The 16,043-nt window shown below is 43.9% G+C and carries 10 protein-coding genes and 5 pseudogenes; 8 read left to right on the forward strand and 7 right to left on the reverse strand.

The genetic code is table 11. The annotated features are described in order from the left end of the window. Window positions 1-13: 13 nt before the first annotated feature. Window positions 14-867: pseudogene (locus tag ACOBWA_RS10510) on the forward strand (UDP-2,3-diacylglucosamine diphosphatase). A 121-nt stretch (window positions 868-988) separates the two neighbouring features. Here the strand turns inward: ACOBWA_RS10510 and orn are convergent. Then, the gene (gene orn / locus ACOBWA_RS10515) at window positions 989-1,576 is read right to left on the reverse strand and encodes an oligoribonuclease (protein WP_057760984.1); all 588 of its coding nucleotides are present in this window, start codon (window positions 1,574-1,576) and stop codon (window positions 989-991) included. Window positions 1,577-1,806: 230 nt separating this feature from the next. On the opposite strand from orn, the gene rsgA reads away from it, so the two are divergent. From rsgA to secB, 4 genes and pseudogenes are all read left to right on the forward strand, one after another. Further along, entirely contained in the window at window positions 1,807-2,910 is a 1,104-nt protein-coding gene (rsgA, locus tag ACOBWA_RS10520) for a ribosome small subunit-dependent GTPase A (protein WP_102093737.1), read from the forward strand. A gap of 220 nt (window positions 2,911-3,130) precedes the next feature. After that, entirely contained in the window at window positions 3,131-3,586 is a 456-nt protein-coding gene (locus tag ACOBWA_RS10525; RefSeq protein ID WP_201567342.1) for a rhodanese-like domain-containing protein, read from the forward strand. A gap of 336 nt (window positions 3,587-3,922) precedes the next feature. Beyond that, window positions 3,923-4,185, forward strand: a pseudogene (gene grxC / locus ACOBWA_RS10530) (glutaredoxin 3). Between the two features lie 192 nt (window positions 4,186-4,377). Then, entirely contained in the window at window positions 4,378-4,830 is a 453-nt protein-coding gene (secB, locus tag ACOBWA_RS10535; protein ID WP_057760989.1) for a protein-export chaperone SecB, read from the forward strand. 192 nt (window positions 4,831-5,022) lie between these two features. Here secB and adk read toward each other — a convergent pair whose 3' ends face one another. The 6 genes and pseudogenes from adk to ACOBWA_RS10565 all read right to left on the reverse strand — a co-directional run bounded on the left by adk (window position 5,023) and on the right by ACOBWA_RS10565 (window position 12,163). After that, a complete protein-coding gene (adk, locus tag ACOBWA_RS10540) occupies window positions 5,023-5,676 on the reverse strand; it encodes an adenylate kinase (RefSeq protein WP_179798483.1) in 654 nt (217 codons plus the stop codon). 334 nt (window positions 5,677-6,010) lie between these two features. Further along, window positions 6,011-7,291: a c-type cytochrome biogenesis protein CcmI gene (gene ccmI, locus ACOBWA_RS10545; protein WP_420229312.1), complete on the reverse strand. Its 1,281-nt coding sequence runs from the start codon at window positions 7,289-7,291 to the stop codon at window positions 6,011-6,013. Beyond that, the gene (locus ACOBWA_RS10550) at window positions 7,288-7,845 is read right to left on the reverse strand and encodes a cytochrome c-type biogenesis protein (protein WP_420229313.1); all 558 of its coding nucleotides are present in this window, start codon (window positions 7,843-7,845) and stop codon (window positions 7,288-7,290) included. The genes ccmI and ACOBWA_RS10550 overlap by 4 nt, the downstream gene beginning before the upstream one ends. Further along, the gene (locus tag ACOBWA_RS10555; RefSeq protein ID WP_420229314.1) at window positions 7,842-8,519 is read right to left on the reverse strand and encodes a DsbE family thiol:disulfide interchange protein; all 678 of its coding nucleotides are present in this window, start codon (window positions 8,517-8,519) and stop codon (window positions 7,842-7,844) included. The genes ACOBWA_RS10550 and ACOBWA_RS10555 overlap by 4 nt, the downstream gene beginning before the upstream one ends. Next, window positions 8,516-10,549 (reverse strand): heme lyase CcmF/NrfE family subunit, encoded by a 2,034-nt coding sequence (locus tag ACOBWA_RS10560; RefSeq protein ID WP_420229315.1) that lies wholly within the window; start codon window positions 10,547-10,549, stop codon window positions 8,516-8,518. Before ACOBWA_RS10560 ends, ACOBWA_RS10555 begins: the two co-directional genes overlap by 4 nt. Window positions 10,550-10,829: 280 nt before the next feature. Further along, a pseudogene (locus tag ACOBWA_RS10565) lies at window positions 10,830-12,163 on the reverse strand (hypothetical protein). Window positions 12,164-12,656: 493 nt separating this feature from the next. Between ACOBWA_RS10565 and mrdA the strand changes: the two are divergent. From mrdA to rplM, 3 genes and pseudogenes are all read left to right on the forward strand, one after another. Further along, a pseudogene (gene mrdA / locus ACOBWA_RS10570) lies at window positions 12,657-14,641 on the forward strand (penicillin-binding protein 2). Between the two features lie 69 nt (window positions 14,642-14,710). Further along, window positions 14,711-15,397, forward strand: a complete 687-nt coding sequence (gene rsmD / locus ACOBWA_RS10575) for a 16S rRNA (guanine(966)-N(2))-methyltransferase RsmD (protein WP_420229316.1) — start codon at window positions 14,711-14,713, stop codon at window positions 15,395-15,397. A gap of 210 nt (window positions 15,398-15,607) precedes the next feature. Next, window positions 15,608-16,035, forward strand: a pseudogene (gene rplM / locus ACOBWA_RS10580) (50S ribosomal protein L13). Window positions 16,036-16,043: the final 8 nt, after the last annotated feature.

The raw sequence follows: 16,043 nt of genomic DNA on the forward strand, positions 1-16,043 counted from the left end.
AGGACCAAGATAAATGCAAAGTTTTAATCACTTAATCACGACCCGCCCTCATCAAGTGCGGCAAGTATTGATTAGCGATTTGCATTTATCGCCTCAGGAGCCTGCCTTAGTGCAGGCTTTTTTGGCGCTATTAGATGACTGTCTCGCCTTGCCAGCGCTCAAACGCCTCTTTATATTGGGTGATTGGTTTGAGGTGTGGCTGGGTGATGATACGTATTTATCGTTGTCAGAAGACGAGAAGATAGCACACTGGTTGACTCCACTTATCACCAAACTCAAGCAGCTACGTATCAATGGCTGTGAGATATTGGTCATGCACGGTAACCGTGATTTTTTATTGGGTCAGCCGTTCTGTAATCTGTTCGGTGGTGAGCTGATCAACGAACCGTATATTTTGCTTGTTGGTCAGCAGAATTACCGCTTAGAACACGGTGACGCACTCTGTACTGATGATAAAAAATATCAGTTTTTTCGCAAAATTATGCGCAATCGTTTAACTCAGTGGTATTTGCTTAATAAGTCATTAGAAAAACGCTTAGCCATCGCAGATAATATGCGCAAAAAAGCCAACAGAAGAATGCGAACAAAGCTGCGCATATTATGGACGTGAATGATAAAGCCGTACGTCAAGCCATCACTACTAGCGATGCATTATTACACGGACATACTCATCGTCCAGACATTCATCAGGCGACTGCTAATAAAAAGCGCTACGTGCTTGGCGACTGGCGATTGTTAGATAAAGATACGTGCCAGCCTAAAGTAAGCGCTGTGATTGGGGTAGTGACAGATAATGAGCATTCAAATGACGGTTTTAGCAGTAATGATGCTGCGTTTGGATTGTTTGAGTTTACAATGCTTGTTTGACTTGATCGTTGAACCTAGCTTAAAAACAAAAAGGGGTCTGTTGAAATATCAACAGACCCCTTTTTATGTTTACTACAATTCTTTGACTACACTCTTAAATAGCTTATCATTTGCTTGCTTTTTAAGGTATTAGCTTAAAGAAATGCTGACGGTAATGCTTTAGCTCACGGATAGAGTCACGAATATCGTCTAAGGCTAAATGACTGCCGCCTTTTTCAAAGTTCTTTAAGATATCAGGACGCCAACGGAAACAAAGCTCTTTAATTGATGACACGTCAAGATTGCGATAATGGAAGAAACGCTCAAGCTCTGGCATTTGGCGCGCCATAAATCGACGATCTTGGCAAATAGAGTTACCACACATTGGCGACTTACCACTATCAACCCATTTGTTTAGGAACTTGATGGTCTCCGCTTCCGCTTCTGCCAATGTCACCGTACTACGACGTACACGATCGACCAATCCTGATTGACCGTGCTGCTTGGTATTCCAGTCATCCATCTTGTTTAAGACTTGATCCGATACCTTGATAGCAAACACAGGCCCTTCAGCAAGTACATTCAAATCTTCGTCAGTGACGACAGTAGCAATCTCGATAATCTCATCATTTAAGGTATCAAGTCCGGTCATTTCTAAATCAATCCACACCAGCCCTTTTTTGCCTTGATTTTTGATTTTAATCTTGTTGGGATGGTCACCGGTAGTCATACAATATCCTATGGTCATTAAATTTTGGGACAGTTTTAAACATAATTTAAAAAACGTATTGCGGTTGAATACTCATATTCAGACAGCATTGCAATGCACTGATTGATTCAAAAAATTTAACAATCAGCCAAAATATTACAAAACCACTGTCTGCCGCAGACGCTTTAGGCTGTATGTTAGCAAATTTTCACGCTACACTTAGCAATATTTTTATAATAGGTCAAAAACCCATGGCATTAATCCGGCAACGCAAACTGACTAAACAACAGATTCGTCGCATCGACAAGCAGCAACTGTCCAATCAAGATAGTATTGATGACAGTTTGATGGATGGCGTGGTCATGGCGCATTACGGTAAGCAACTAGAAGTACAAGTCACTAGCCTGCCAGCTGTAATACCTGAGCAGCCAGAGATTGCCCCTGACGATCCTGAGCCGTTTTGGCAAACGCTTGAATTGAATGATATCTGGCGCTGTCATGTGCGTACCAATCTACCGATGCTAGCTGCTGGTGATCAAGTACGTTGGAATGCCGACTCTAATACTGGCTTTGGACGTATCGAAGCCGTCAAACCGCGTACATCGCTGGTTTCTCGTCCTGACCGCTATCATAAGCTCAAGCCTGTTGCCGCCAATGTCGATATTTTAGCGATTGTTTTTGCGCCATTGCCTGCCGCTGCGCCAACGCTGATCGATCGCTATCTTGTGGTATGCCATCATGCAGGTGTCAAACCACTATTAGTACTCAACAAAGCCGATTTATTAGCAGCAGAAAACGGTGTGGATACCAATGAGTTATTGGCACAATATGCCGCGCTCGGTTATGAGAGCGTTCTAACTTCGGTCGATTGCCCTGAAAATATCGCTGAGAGCGATGAGCAAGAAGGCCTTGATGAACTAAAACGCTATATAGATAAAAAGCTGGTGATCTTCGCGGGTCAATCTGGCGTCGGCAAAAGCAGTTTAATCAATGCCCTTCTGCCTGACTCTGGACAGAGCGTCAATATCATTTCGCAAAACTCTAAGCTCGGTCAGCACACCACGACAACTAGCCGACTATTACCATTCAATCCAGAAGATCTCACTCAAGGCGGTATCGTCGATACACCAGGGATTCGTGAATATGGCATTTGGCATCTTACCCCTGATGATATTATTTCGGGCTTCGTTGAGCTAGCACCATTGGCTGGCGGTTGCCAGTTCCGTGACTGTCGCCATACTCACAACAGCAAAGGCTGCGCACTATGGCAAGCAGTAGCTGATGGTGAGGTATTGCAGCGCCGTGTTGAAAACCTCGTCACGCTACGAGAAGAGGCAGATACTAAGCCTTATTAATATTTGGCTTGTTAGTGTCCGTTTTAATTAAAAGCGGTATTGTGAGTGGATATTTTTATTAGGCTGAGAAGATCCATAGATAAGTACAATAACCGCCCAATTATTGCCTATGTTATCGCCCGTTTACTATAGATGGCCTTATCGGTATAATAGCGCCTTGTTCACTATCATTGGGCTGTCTTCTCAGCTTAATAGAACACTTATTTTTTGGAGGTATGGTTTGGATCGTGCGCTGGAATTTGTGGGCAACCACCCGTTTTTATTTGGTATATTAGCCGTACTTGCTATACTGTTTTTTACGATTGAAAACAAACGTAGCGGTAGAAAGATATCGCCTAACACGCTTGGCATGATGGTCAACTCTCAGAACGCGCAACTTATCGATATTCGCGCTAAGAAGAAGTTTGAATCAGGCTATATTCAAGGCAGCCGTAACATACCATTCACTGACCTCAAAGACCGCTTAGAAGAGATTCGCGCGATTGAGCAGCCAGTGATTATCATCTGCGACATGGGCGTCCAAGCAGGCGCTGCGATTCAGATGATTGGTAAAGATAGTGTCTATCGCTTAGATGGCGGTATTGGCGGCTGGCAAGGCGCTGGCATGCCGTTGGTTGGTGTAAAAGACGCCAAAGCAAAGGCTAAAGGTAAAACAAAACCAAGTCTAAGCAAGTAGTAAACTTGTATAAGCGTTTATATAAGCTTTTTAGCTGATGTTTGTATGACCTGACTGACGCTATCAACGTACTAAAACATTGCTACAAAAAAGACACCTTTTTATTGGGTGTCTTTTTTTATGGTTTATTTATCATGTTTTATAGCACTAAAATACGTTTTGCGCCAAAACGGCTTGAATTTGTTATGCCTATCCCCACTTTAGTAATGAGCATCACTGAATGCATTTTTACTTTACTCATTGATAACAGACTATCCTAACTCTTAGACTATGATAATTTATCATGCTCTCTATAATATGTTTGTTGTCTCACAAATTTATAAATAAGGATTTACCATGACTGTATCTGTAAAAGTTTACACTACCCCTATCTGCCCATACTGCTCAAACGCCAAACAACTACTAAAAACCAAAGGCGTTGATTATGAAGAAATCGGCATGCACGATATGAGCAGCGAAGAGCGCCAAGCGTTGATGAAAAAACCAATAACTACCGCACTGTGCCGCAAATCTTCGTTGGTGAAACTTTTGTCGGTGGTTTTGATGAACTTAACCAAATGAACCAGCAAGGCAAACTTGACGAGCTATTGGCAGGTTAATCTGCTACCTTTCTTTACTGTCTGTCTTTATTTATGTAAAGATAGACAGTGGCACGTTTTAATAGAGTAGTAAGAAGTAATGATAAAAAATATCGAGACAATACCAAAAAATAGTCTCGATTTATATTACAATGAACTTTTATTAAAATGACTATTTGCCCAATCATTTGATTTAATTTTAGAGGATTTACCATGGCTGAAGAACAAGCACAACCACAATTGGCACTAGAACGCATCTACGTAAAAGACATGTCACTTGAAGTCCCAGGCGCTAGCGTATTCACCAAAGAGTGGAACCCAGAGCTTGATATCAATTTGTCTAGCAACGCTGAAAAACTAGATGACGATCATTATCAAATCATCCTAACTGTGAGCGTTACTGCCAAAAATGCGGAAGAAGCAGCATTTATCGCTGAAGTGCATCAAGCAGGTATCTTCTTACTAAAAGACATTCCAGAAGATCAAATCGGTCAAATCTTGGGTGCATACTGCCCTAATGTGTTGTTCCCATATGCTCGTGAAGTCATCAGTGACATCGTGACGCGTGGTAGCTTCCCACAATTGCTACTAGCACCTGTGAACTTTGATCAAGCGTATGCACAGAGTCAGCAGCAAGCGCAAGTTGATGCTCAAGGTAATGCATAAGCATTAATTAAAATATATGAGCTCTACCAGTCGTATATTTGATAAAAGGCCGTTTACTTATAATGAGTAAGCGGTTTTTTTGTGGGTATGTTTTATGAGGCATAAAATTATCAGCCATAAAAAAACCCTGCTATTAAACAGGGTCTTCAATGACTACATCGACTGGCTAAATCAATTAGCTAACCTCGATAGTTAGCCTTTTAGTGCAGACAAAATTTGCTGCTTAACGTCATCGATACCTTGCGTACCATCAAACTTGTCATAGTTAGGCGCATCACCGCCTTCTTTAGCTTTGTCTTGGTAAAAACCAACCAATGCTGATGTTTGCTCATGATAAGTAGATAGACGGTCACGAATAGTCGCTTCTTGGTCATCTTCACGCTGGATGAGCGCTTCACCAGTGACGTCATCGATGCCTTCAACCTTTGGTGGATTGTGATCGACATGATAAACACGACCTGAACCTGGATGCTGACGACGGCCAGACAAACGGCTCACGATTTCATCATCAGGTACGCTGATTTCGATGACATGGTCGATAGCAACATCAGCGTCTGCAAGTGCTTGCGCTTGAGGAATAGTGCGCGGGAAACCATCTAGGATACAACCATTCACGCAATCAGGCTTAGCGATACGCTCTTTCACTAGGTTGATAATGAGGTCATCAGAAACCAAACCACCAGCATTCATGATATCTTTGGCTTTTTTGCCAAGCTCGCTACCTTCTTTAATTGCTGCACGTAGCATGTCGCCAGTTGAGATCTGTGGAATATCATATTCTTTAGAAATAAACTGGGCTTGGGTACCTTTACCGGCGCCTGGTGGTCCTAGTAAAATAATACGCATCATTACACGACTCTCCTTAATAGATAGGATTTTGGGATTAATAAAACTCTGGGATTAGTTGTTTGCAAAGCTACCTTACCTTGTGGCCCTGCAAAGCTCAAGTATTTTCATTATTGATGTGACAAGTTGGCATGACTTATCTGTTCATACATGGTCAATTCAAGATAAAAAGCAGCAGTATTGACTGCGTTTGGAGTGCCCATTTATATATCTGGGTTACCTTTATATCTCTTTTAATCAAGTCAATCATAACACTGCTGCTCGCGTCCATACTGAGCAACAGCGTCTATATAATAAATACCATTAGCGTCCAGTATTTATATTACTACTATGGCTATGGAACTTGCTGATTTATTTCCACGTTGACCTGATTTTGTTCTGCGCTGATAACCACTGGATTACCCGAGAGGTCGCCTGACTCTGCGGTAGCATTGCCACTATGACTGATACGAGCGATGACCGCTAGCTGTACTTTATCAGAACGAGCCGACCCTAGGGTACGCTCTGGCATCATAGCATCAAGATCACTTAGGCTAATAACCGCTTCGCCTTGTTTGATATTGCTAATCGGTAGACGCTTAGCCGCAAATGGTGGACCACCTTTCACGTCACGTATCGCTACAAACAGCGTATCGTCAGCTTTTACCAATGGTAACAGACTAGCATTTATTTTGACTGTCACTTCGACGCCTTCAGAGGCTTGCTGCTGCTGCATCACCACATTAGCGCTAAGCTCATCTAGACTTGATAGCGCTTGCGTATGATCACCTGGTTTGGCCGCGATACTGTCACGCAGACGTTTAATCCAGCCTTGCGCTTGATCGAAGTTACTAGCACGGGCTTCACCCATCGCCATAAGCATTTGTGCGCCCTCATGCTCTGGGTTTTTGGCCAGTATGTTTTCTAACACTCGGCGGCTATTGGCATCTAACTGACCCTTATTAGCAAAGAAACTAATCTGCGCATAAGTGGTCGCAATCTCTTCGTTATCAGGTGATAGACGATAAGCGCGCGACAAAGCCTCTAATGCCGAATCAGTCGCCTCTAATGACAAGAACAGCTCCGACAGGCGCATCCAGCGATTGTAGTCACTGGCATGACGATAGACGTTAGTCTGCATGGCACTAATCAGCTGATTACCATCTTCAATTGCCCAAGCCGGTGGCTGATCGATTCTACCTGTCAGTAAGTCATCTGCCACTTGACCGACTTTGTCCTCAGCAGCCCATAGCTCAAATACAGGTGTGCGATCACCGACCATCAGATATGCCATGGCCGTTAATACAGGCACCCAAACCATAATAATCAATCGGCTTTTGATACCTGGCGTGACCATTGGTGACACTTCACGCTGAGCATCCAAAAGCTGACGTTCAAGCTCAAGCTTCTGGTTTTGATAGTGATGGTCATCAATGATACCACTGTCTTTGTCTGTTTTCAGCTCTGCTAGTCGCTCACGAAACACAGCAACGTTGATATCCAGCAGTTGATTGTCTACAGGCTTACTATGCGAACGCGGTGCTCTTAACCACGGCTTAATGGTGATAACACCCAATAAAAGAGCGACAAGTAAACTTAGCGCAATAAATAAGCCAACAGTAGAAAATATGGTCATTTTTTGCCCCCAAGGCTTGTAGTGTCGTCTTTGTCATCGTTGTTGGCTCGTGATAATAAGCGATCAAGTTCTGCTTTTTCAGCGGCAGACAGCGCTTTGACATGGTTGTCTACTGCTACACCACTCTCGCCGCTGGCAACAAGCTGACGGCGTTTACTTTGCCAAAACCAACCGACCAATAAAACAATCAACAATAATGGTGGGAAAAACCATAAAATCCATGTTGAAGGACGTACTGGCGGCTTATAACTGATAAAGTCGCCATAACGCTCTTGCATATAGGCTCGAATCTCGCCATCACTACGACCATCTTTTATCAAATCATAGGTTTTTTGCTTTAAGTCTTGAGCAATTGGCGCATCAGACCCTGCCAAGTTTTGGTTTTGACATTTCGGGCAGCGTAGCTCTTCGATGAGACCACGGTACTGGGCTTCTTGTTGCACAGAGTCAAAATCGTAGACATCAATGGCAGCAAAGCTTGCCATACTCAATAGACAAGCAATTAACAAGCTCGCTAACTTTATGGTCGCATTTCTTATTTGGTAGGCTATCATTTGCACGCCTCCGCAACTTGGCTCGGATCTGGACTGACACCATTATTACTAGCGTCATTGAGTACCATCAAGCAAGGCGTGATACGACTTTGCCAATTGCTTTCATTGATCTCACCGATGATATGCTGACGAATAATCCCATCACCATCGACGATGAAAGTCTCAGGCGCACCAGTCAGACCTAAGTCAAGAGCGAACTGTCCTGACAAGTCTTGAATAGACATAGAGAACGGGTCGCCACCGCGATTCAGATACCCTAACGCATCACCAATATCATCTTTGTAGTTTACGCCCACCAAGTTTACACCGCGCTCTTCTAGCTTCATCAAAAAAGGATGCTCAATGATACAAGTTGGACACCAAGAGCCCCAAATATTCATGAGGAATGGCTTATCTGGCAAGTTGTCATTGGTCATGATACGACTGGTATCTGATAATAATGGCAACTCGAAAGCAGGTACTGGACGCTCAAGCACTGTATTGGTCACGATATCAGTCGGCTTGCCCAAACGCATATAGAGCATAGCAACCAAACCAATAAAGATAACCAGCGGAATCAAAAACCCGATTTTAAGTTTTTTCTTAGTTTTTACTTTATTGCTGCTTGGCGCTTTAATCCCGTTGACAGCCTCTTGCTGAGCTTTTCTATCAGGTTCATTATTTGAGGTAGTCATATTAACGCTCCCCTATCTTTGTAGCTGACGTATCCAAATCCGCAACCGTCGCAAAACCTGATTTTTGGCCGCGATTTGCGCAGGGGTTTTAGTTTTTTGATACGGTAACGACTGTCTAGCATGCTGAGCAATGCACCAAACGCCATGATGAGTGCACCCAACCATATCCAGCGGATCAGCGGTTTGACATAGATACGGAAAGCCCATTCATTGCTATCTTCAGCAATTGGCTCACCAAGTGCTACGTACACATCACGCATTAGATTGGCATCAATCGCAGCTTCTGTCATCGGCATCATACTGATAATATAGTTACGCTTTTCAGGATATAACGTGGTCACTTCTTGACCGTCTTTACTGACTGTTACTTCTGCTTGGGTGGCGTCAAAGTTACTGCCTTTTACTTCACGGAAGCCTTGTACAGTAAAGTCATAACCTTGTACATTCACACTATCATTAGGCCCTAATGCTACATCACGCTCAATGCTCAACGTGCTGGTAAATGCCACACCGATGACTGCAATGATGACGCCAATATGAGCGGTTTGTTGACCCCAATAGCTTAGACGCAACTGACGTAAGCCCTTTAAGCGACTTGATGCATTTTTGGTTTTATCTTTGAAGTCGACAACCATCCATAACAATACCCAAAAGCTCACAGCCAATGTGACACCGATATTTAACATCGCTGATGGACTGGTAAAATAGGTGATAATGGCAGCTAACACCAAACTGCTTACCGCGATAACCATACCAGCACCCAATAACGGACGGCTGTCTTGTTTCCAGCGGATATTAGAGCCCATACCCATCGCTACTAGTAGTAGCCATGTCAACGGTACAAATAGAGCGTTGAAGTATGGAGGGCCAACAGACACCTGACCTAAGTTAAAGGCATCAGCAATAATGGGATATAGCGTACCAAGTAGTACCACTAAGGTTGAAATGAGAATAATAACGTTGTTAATCACCAAAAATGATTCACGTGAGATAAGTCGATACTGACTCTCGACCGTCAAACGCCAGCCACGTACCGCAAACATCAACAGACCACCGCCGACGATGATACCGAGAATGACTAGAATCACTAGACCACGCGTTGGATCAGCGGCAAATGAATGCACTGAGGTGATGACACCTGAACGTACTAAGAACGTACCAAGCAAGCTAAGCGCAAAAGCAAAGATTGCGAGCATAATCGTCCATGCTTTAAATACACCGCGTTTTTCGGTGACAGCAAGTGAATGCAGTAGCGCCGTCCCTGCCAACCACGGCATCAATGAGGCGTTCTCTACTGGATCCCAGAACCACCAACCGCCCCAGCCAAGCTCATAATAAGCCCACCATGAGCCAAGCGCGATACCGACTGTTAAGAAACCCCAAGCAGCCAATGCCCATGGACGCGACCAACGTGTCCATACCGCATCCAAACGCCCTTCCCACAGTGCTGCCATACAAAACGCAAATGGCACAACCATACCCACATAACCCATATAAAGCATCGGTGGGTGAATAATCAGACCAAAATCTTGCAATACAGGGTTTAGATCTGCGCCATCAACAGGCAGATTGGGTAATGTGCGATCAAATGGCGATGAGGTAAAGATTAGCATCGCTAGCATCATCATCTGCACGCCTGCCAATATCACCAGCACTCGCGCACGCATCGACAACGGCAGTCCACGACTGAAGTAAGAGACCAGCGCGCACCAAGTGGCCATGATGGTCATCCACAATAGCAACGAGCCTTCATGCCCGCCCCATGTCGCCGACAGCTTGTAGTACCAAGGCAGCAATGTATTGGAGTGCTGAGTGACGTAGACGAGACTAAAGTCGTTATAATAAAAGCCTGCCATTAGCGCAGCAAATGAGGTAATCATTGCCGCAAATTGCGCCCATGCCAGACTTGGCGCCAAACGCTGCCAAGCGACGTGGTCACGCATGACGCCAATGGTTGGTAGTACCACCTGCAAAATCGCCAGTATAAAAGCGGCCAGCAAGGCAAAATAACCCAATTCTGTGATTAACATACGGTCTAACCTTGTTTACCTTGGATACAATTAAGGGTTCACCGATGGCATTGCTAGCCACTGGCAAACGCTAATAGTCCTTTATGCGGTCATAGTTTACGGTTAAAAACTGAGGTTTCAATTGCTGTAGAAGCACATAAAACCCGCTACTATCATTGTGACGTATCAATATGAATGATTGATACAAAATGCTTATCTATTGTTAACTTTACATTTTCTAGTTATTCAAAGCTTATTCAATACAGCCGTTCATGACTAATTAAAAATACTTATTGATGCATTACTGCATCGAGGGGAAAAATACTAACACTAAATGCAACCAACCTGCTAGAAAACCGGTCAAACCGCCCAAAACAATTAACGTCATCTCATCCTCTCGGAAAGCGGGACGCAACAAATTCTGAAACTCATTTGGCGTGAGCGCACGTATTCTATCGCGAAACAGACCAAATATCTTACTGGCTCGGCTTTCATTTAGCTCAGGATCTCGCAGTGGTACCATTGTTGCGACAATAGACTTGTCGATAATGGTATTTTTGAGTTGTCCATAATCACGGCGACCCAATCCCACACGTAATGTCGTACTAATCACTGGTGACTCTAGCACCGTATATAGATGCGATTTCATCAAATCACGGGTTTGCGCTGAGCGATCGCCATACATCATTTCATTCATGATGTTTTCTAAAGTGACCAAATCCTTTACCACAATTTCAGCAAAAACCTCAGAAACTTCCTCTTGGCGCTTCATAAAGCCGCCTTGTAAGCGATACTTTGCGATATGCGGTATGACAGGTTTGATAAATGGAAAGCGACTTTGCACCGTAAACAGCTTCAAATAAGGTATGAAGTGCGGCTCTACTGGATTAAATACCATCCAAATGGCAATCCAATTGGTGAGAAAACCCCAGATTGCGGCAAAGAACGGTACGGTCCAATGCTGCGGCACCACCAAAAATATAAACATCTGGATAATACCAAATACCAGACCAATCAAAGCACTAATGTGCCAGATAAAGTCTATCTCTTTTTGCCCAACCTTTAGAAACATATTCACCATCAGGCGACGATCGTTTTCCATCGTGTTTACAATCATCTTACGCATATCGACCAAGTCTTCGACATGATAAGTCAAATCTGTCACAAGCGACTGCATAATACTGGGCAGCTCTTTATGGGCTTGCGCATAGACACGGCGCTTTAGGGCGTAAGGAAGGTTGCCCCACAATGCTGGCGAGTGATCCAGCATAATCTCATCAATCAATGGCTCAAGGTTTTTGTCCACCGTATCAGTGACAAATATCGCCATTTGCTCAGGCTCCATCGCCTTAAAAACTCATCAAGCGAACCGAGTTTTGAGAGCGTCTGGTCAACGATAACTCCTGATATCTTGCCCGCTTTGCGCGGAACAATACCTTGCCAACCGATACCTGGCAACCCAAAAAATGGGAAGTTAGGAATACGAATACCCCAGAACTTAACCGGATAAAACAGCATTTTGAGCGCCATCCACACATGTACCCAAGTGACGAATGCCGTCACTGGTGGGATGGTCAGCATGGCAAAGAACTCTGGGTGTTCAGCTATCGTCTGCCATAATGAATTTACGTCCATGACTTATCTAGTCCCTGACAGGTTGATTGTCGTTGCTAATATTGTCGCTACTGATAACGAGACTTTAGCAAAATGAGAACGTTTCAAAAGACGCTCCGCCCATAATAACTACTATAAAATAAATCGCCTGATTTTAGCATACTTGCCATTTATTAGCACATATAGACCAGCGGCAAGTTGTGACTAAAGATGACATGGTTGATATCGTCTGTTAACCAATAAAAACCTAAATATAAGCAAGTGCTTGGTCAGTAGATAATCAAGACAAAATATATGACTGAGTACTGCGTCTGCTCATTTGTTCTGTTATAATTTGTAGTGCAATAACAAATACTACCTGCGTATAAATGACTGCATAACGTTTTCACCCCATACCCTTCTATGTGATTGAAACCATTTGCATTATCTTTTAGACTCACCGCACTTTGGTTAACCAACCTGCCCTCTTATTTTTCTTTTATTGACTCACTGACCGTTTGGGCTCTGATCTTCTATGAATAAACCGATAACTCCCAATACCGAACAGGTCAACAGTACCTTTACCAATCGTATTATCATCTTTGGGATTATAATATTGATTGGTTTGGGCGGTTTGATAACACGTTATGGGTATTTGCAAGTCTACGCTCATGATCAGTACACAACGCAAGCCGATAACAACCGTATTAAACTGATATCTGCGCCGCCTAGTCGTGGCTATATTTATGATCGTAACGGGGTAATACTAGCAGACAACCAGCCAGTATTTACAGCGATGCTCAGTCCTGATGAGGTCGAAAATCCTGAACGTACGTTGCATCTGCTTGCGCCGATTTTTGATTTAACCGATACAGATATCACTGACATTTTGGCGCGTCTAAGTAAAAATAAAAACGATCCTGTAACCATCAAGATTGATTTAACAGAAGCACAGTTGGCTCAGTTTAGCGAGCGTAAGCCATTCTTCCGCGGGGTATCTATCCAGAGTAAGCTTACACGCTCTTATCCTTATGATGAGCTGTTTGCCCATGTCATCGGCTATGTCGGACGTATCAATGACAAAGAGTCAAAGCGTATCGATAAAGACCGTTACGCTGGTACTGACCTAATTGGTAAGATTGGTATCGAAGATTACTATGAAGATATTTTGCTTGGGCAACCGGGTTATCAATCGGTAGAAACAGACGCACATGGTAATATCTTACGCCAGCTGGATACCAAGCCGCCGATAGCGGGTAACGATATTACGTTGAGCTTGGATTATGGTTTGCAAACCATCGCCCAACAGCAACTCGATGGACGCCGCGGTGCAATCGTCGCGATAGATCCCAAAAACGGTGATGTATTGGCATTTGTTAGTAATCCAAGCTACGACCCTAACCCTTTCATATCGGGTATTTCTTTTAAAGATTATGACGATCTACGCGAAGATTTAGATCAGCCACTATACAATCGCGCACTCCAAGGGATGTACCCCCTGCTTCTACTATTAAACCGTTCGAAGGTTTGGGCGGTATTCATTATGGTCTACGCGATTGGAACAGCACTATCTATGACCCTGGTTATTTTAGCTTACCTGGTGACACGCATCGATTCCGTGACTGGAAACGTGGCGGTCATGGCACGGTAGATCTGAAAAAATCCATCATGATGTCGGTCGATACGTATTACTACAAACTGGCCTACGAGATGGGCATACAACGTCTACATGATTGGATGACACGCTTTGGTTTTGGTCAACAAACAGGCATTGATTTGCCCAACGAAAAATCAGGCATCATGCCATCGCCAAAATGGAAAAAAGACACTTACGATAAAGACTGGCTACCGGGCGAAACCATCTCGGTCAGTATTGGACAAGGGTATTTCTTGGCAACGCCGCTACAGATTGCTAATGCTACAGCCATGACTGCCAGTAAAGGACAGCACATTACCCCGCATTTATTAAAGAGCAGTGACGGTGCTGCGGACGTCAAAATCATCACTAAGCCAGATGGCAAAATAGACTACAACGGTAAGCCGTCTGACTGGCTACGAATGCATGATGCTATGGAAGACACCGTCAAAAGAGGGACAGGCCGCGGCATCTATACCCCACGCTATCGTATTGCTGGTAAAACAGGTACTGCACAGGTAAAGTCTATCGCTCAAGGCCAGCGCTATGACAAGTCGGCAATCGATAAGCGTCACTGGGATCATGCTTGGTTTAATGGTTTTGCCCCAGTAGAAGACCCGCAGATTGCCCTTGCAGTATTGGTCGAAAATGGCGGCGGTGGTAGTGCTGTTGCAGCGCCTATCGGCCGTGCTCTATTTGATTACTGGGTATTACAACGCAAGACAGATCCGGTGCTGCCACCTTCTGCTGATGAGCTAAAAGTTATTAAACGCCAAAAGGCTTTTGAAAAAGCCATGCGTGATGCTATTCGCGATAAAGAAGCAAAAGCGTTAGAAGAGAAAGAAGCCGCGGAAGCTGAAGCGGCAGCAGCGACATCTGAGTAACTAGACGTTTAAGTAATCAATAGTATAAAAAGTAAAACCTAGCAAAGAATTGGTAAGCGAGACACAATAATGAAAAAAGCTTCAAATGGACGCGCACCAAAGAATAACCGTAAAGCGAAAAGTGCCGCAGCAGGTGATGTGCGCATCATCGGTGGTCAGTTTAAGCGCCGTATTGTAAGTTTCATCGATGCAGATGGCCTGCGTCCGACCCCAGATCGCTTACGGGAGACTTTATTTAACTGGCTACTCTCTGACATTCATGACGCCCATGTGCTTGATAGCTGTGCTGGCAGTGGCGTACTGGGGTTTGAAGCGCTATCTCGCGGTGCGGCCCACACAACATTTATCGAAATCAATCCAGCACAAAGCAACTTGCTACGTCAGAGTGCTGAGCAATTACGTCTTGAGTCTACTGCTTACCAAATCATCACTGGCACTGCTGAGCAAGTATTGCGTCAAGAGCAGCTGACTGCGCGCCCCTTTGACATTGTATTTATCGATCCACCTTATGCTCAGGATTTATGGCAGCCTATTTTGACTGCGCTTATTACCAATACCTTAATCAATACTGAAACACTAATTTATTTAGAAGCTGATAAAGATTTGTCAGCACAGCTTAAGCAATTGGAAGCGTCGCTAAATGAGAATTTATATCCTCAATCAAGCGTTACTCAGCAGTCAATCGCTTTTGAATGCTTAAAACAAACCAAAGTCGGACAAGTTGTCGCTGGACTTTATCGTCTATCATCGTCATAATTGTCGGGTTAATGAAAGCCGTTAACGTATTTTACAAATGTTTAGAACCGCTAAAAACTGGCCGACGCTGCAGTTTAATGTATATAAGGCGAAAATAAACCCCAATGCAGCTTGCAAGCGTAGGCGCTACTGCTTATAATGTGCAGTCTGTTTTTTGAGAGCCCCGTTCCCAGCTAAACTCTCAACGAATTCTAATTTTAAGGTTTTATCATGAAAACACTTAGTGCAAAACCAGCTGAAGTGACCCATGACTGGTATGTCGTAGATGCTGACGGCAAAACCCTTGGTCGCTTAGCCACTCAAATCGCAACTCGCTTACGTGGCAAGCACAAGCCTTCTTTTACTCCGCACGTTGATACTGGTGACTTTATTGTTGTCATCAATGCTGACAAAATCACGGTAACGGGTAAAAAGCACAAGACAAAAAGTACTATCGTCACAGTGGCTACCCAGGTGGTATTAAAGAAACCAACTTCAATAAGTTGCTTGCACATAAGCCTGAAGATGTTCTACACAAAGCAGTTAAGGGTATGCTTCCAAAGGGCCCTCTTGGCTATGCGATGATCAAGAAGCTGAAACTTTATGCGGGTACTGATCATCCACATACTGCACAGCAACCTAAAGAACTAGACATCTAAGGATATAC

Source organism: Psychrobacter sp. ER1, assembly GCF_048631835.1.
Taxonomy (GTDB): Bacteria; Pseudomonadota; Gammaproteobacteria; order Pseudomonadales; family Moraxellaceae; genus Psychrobacter.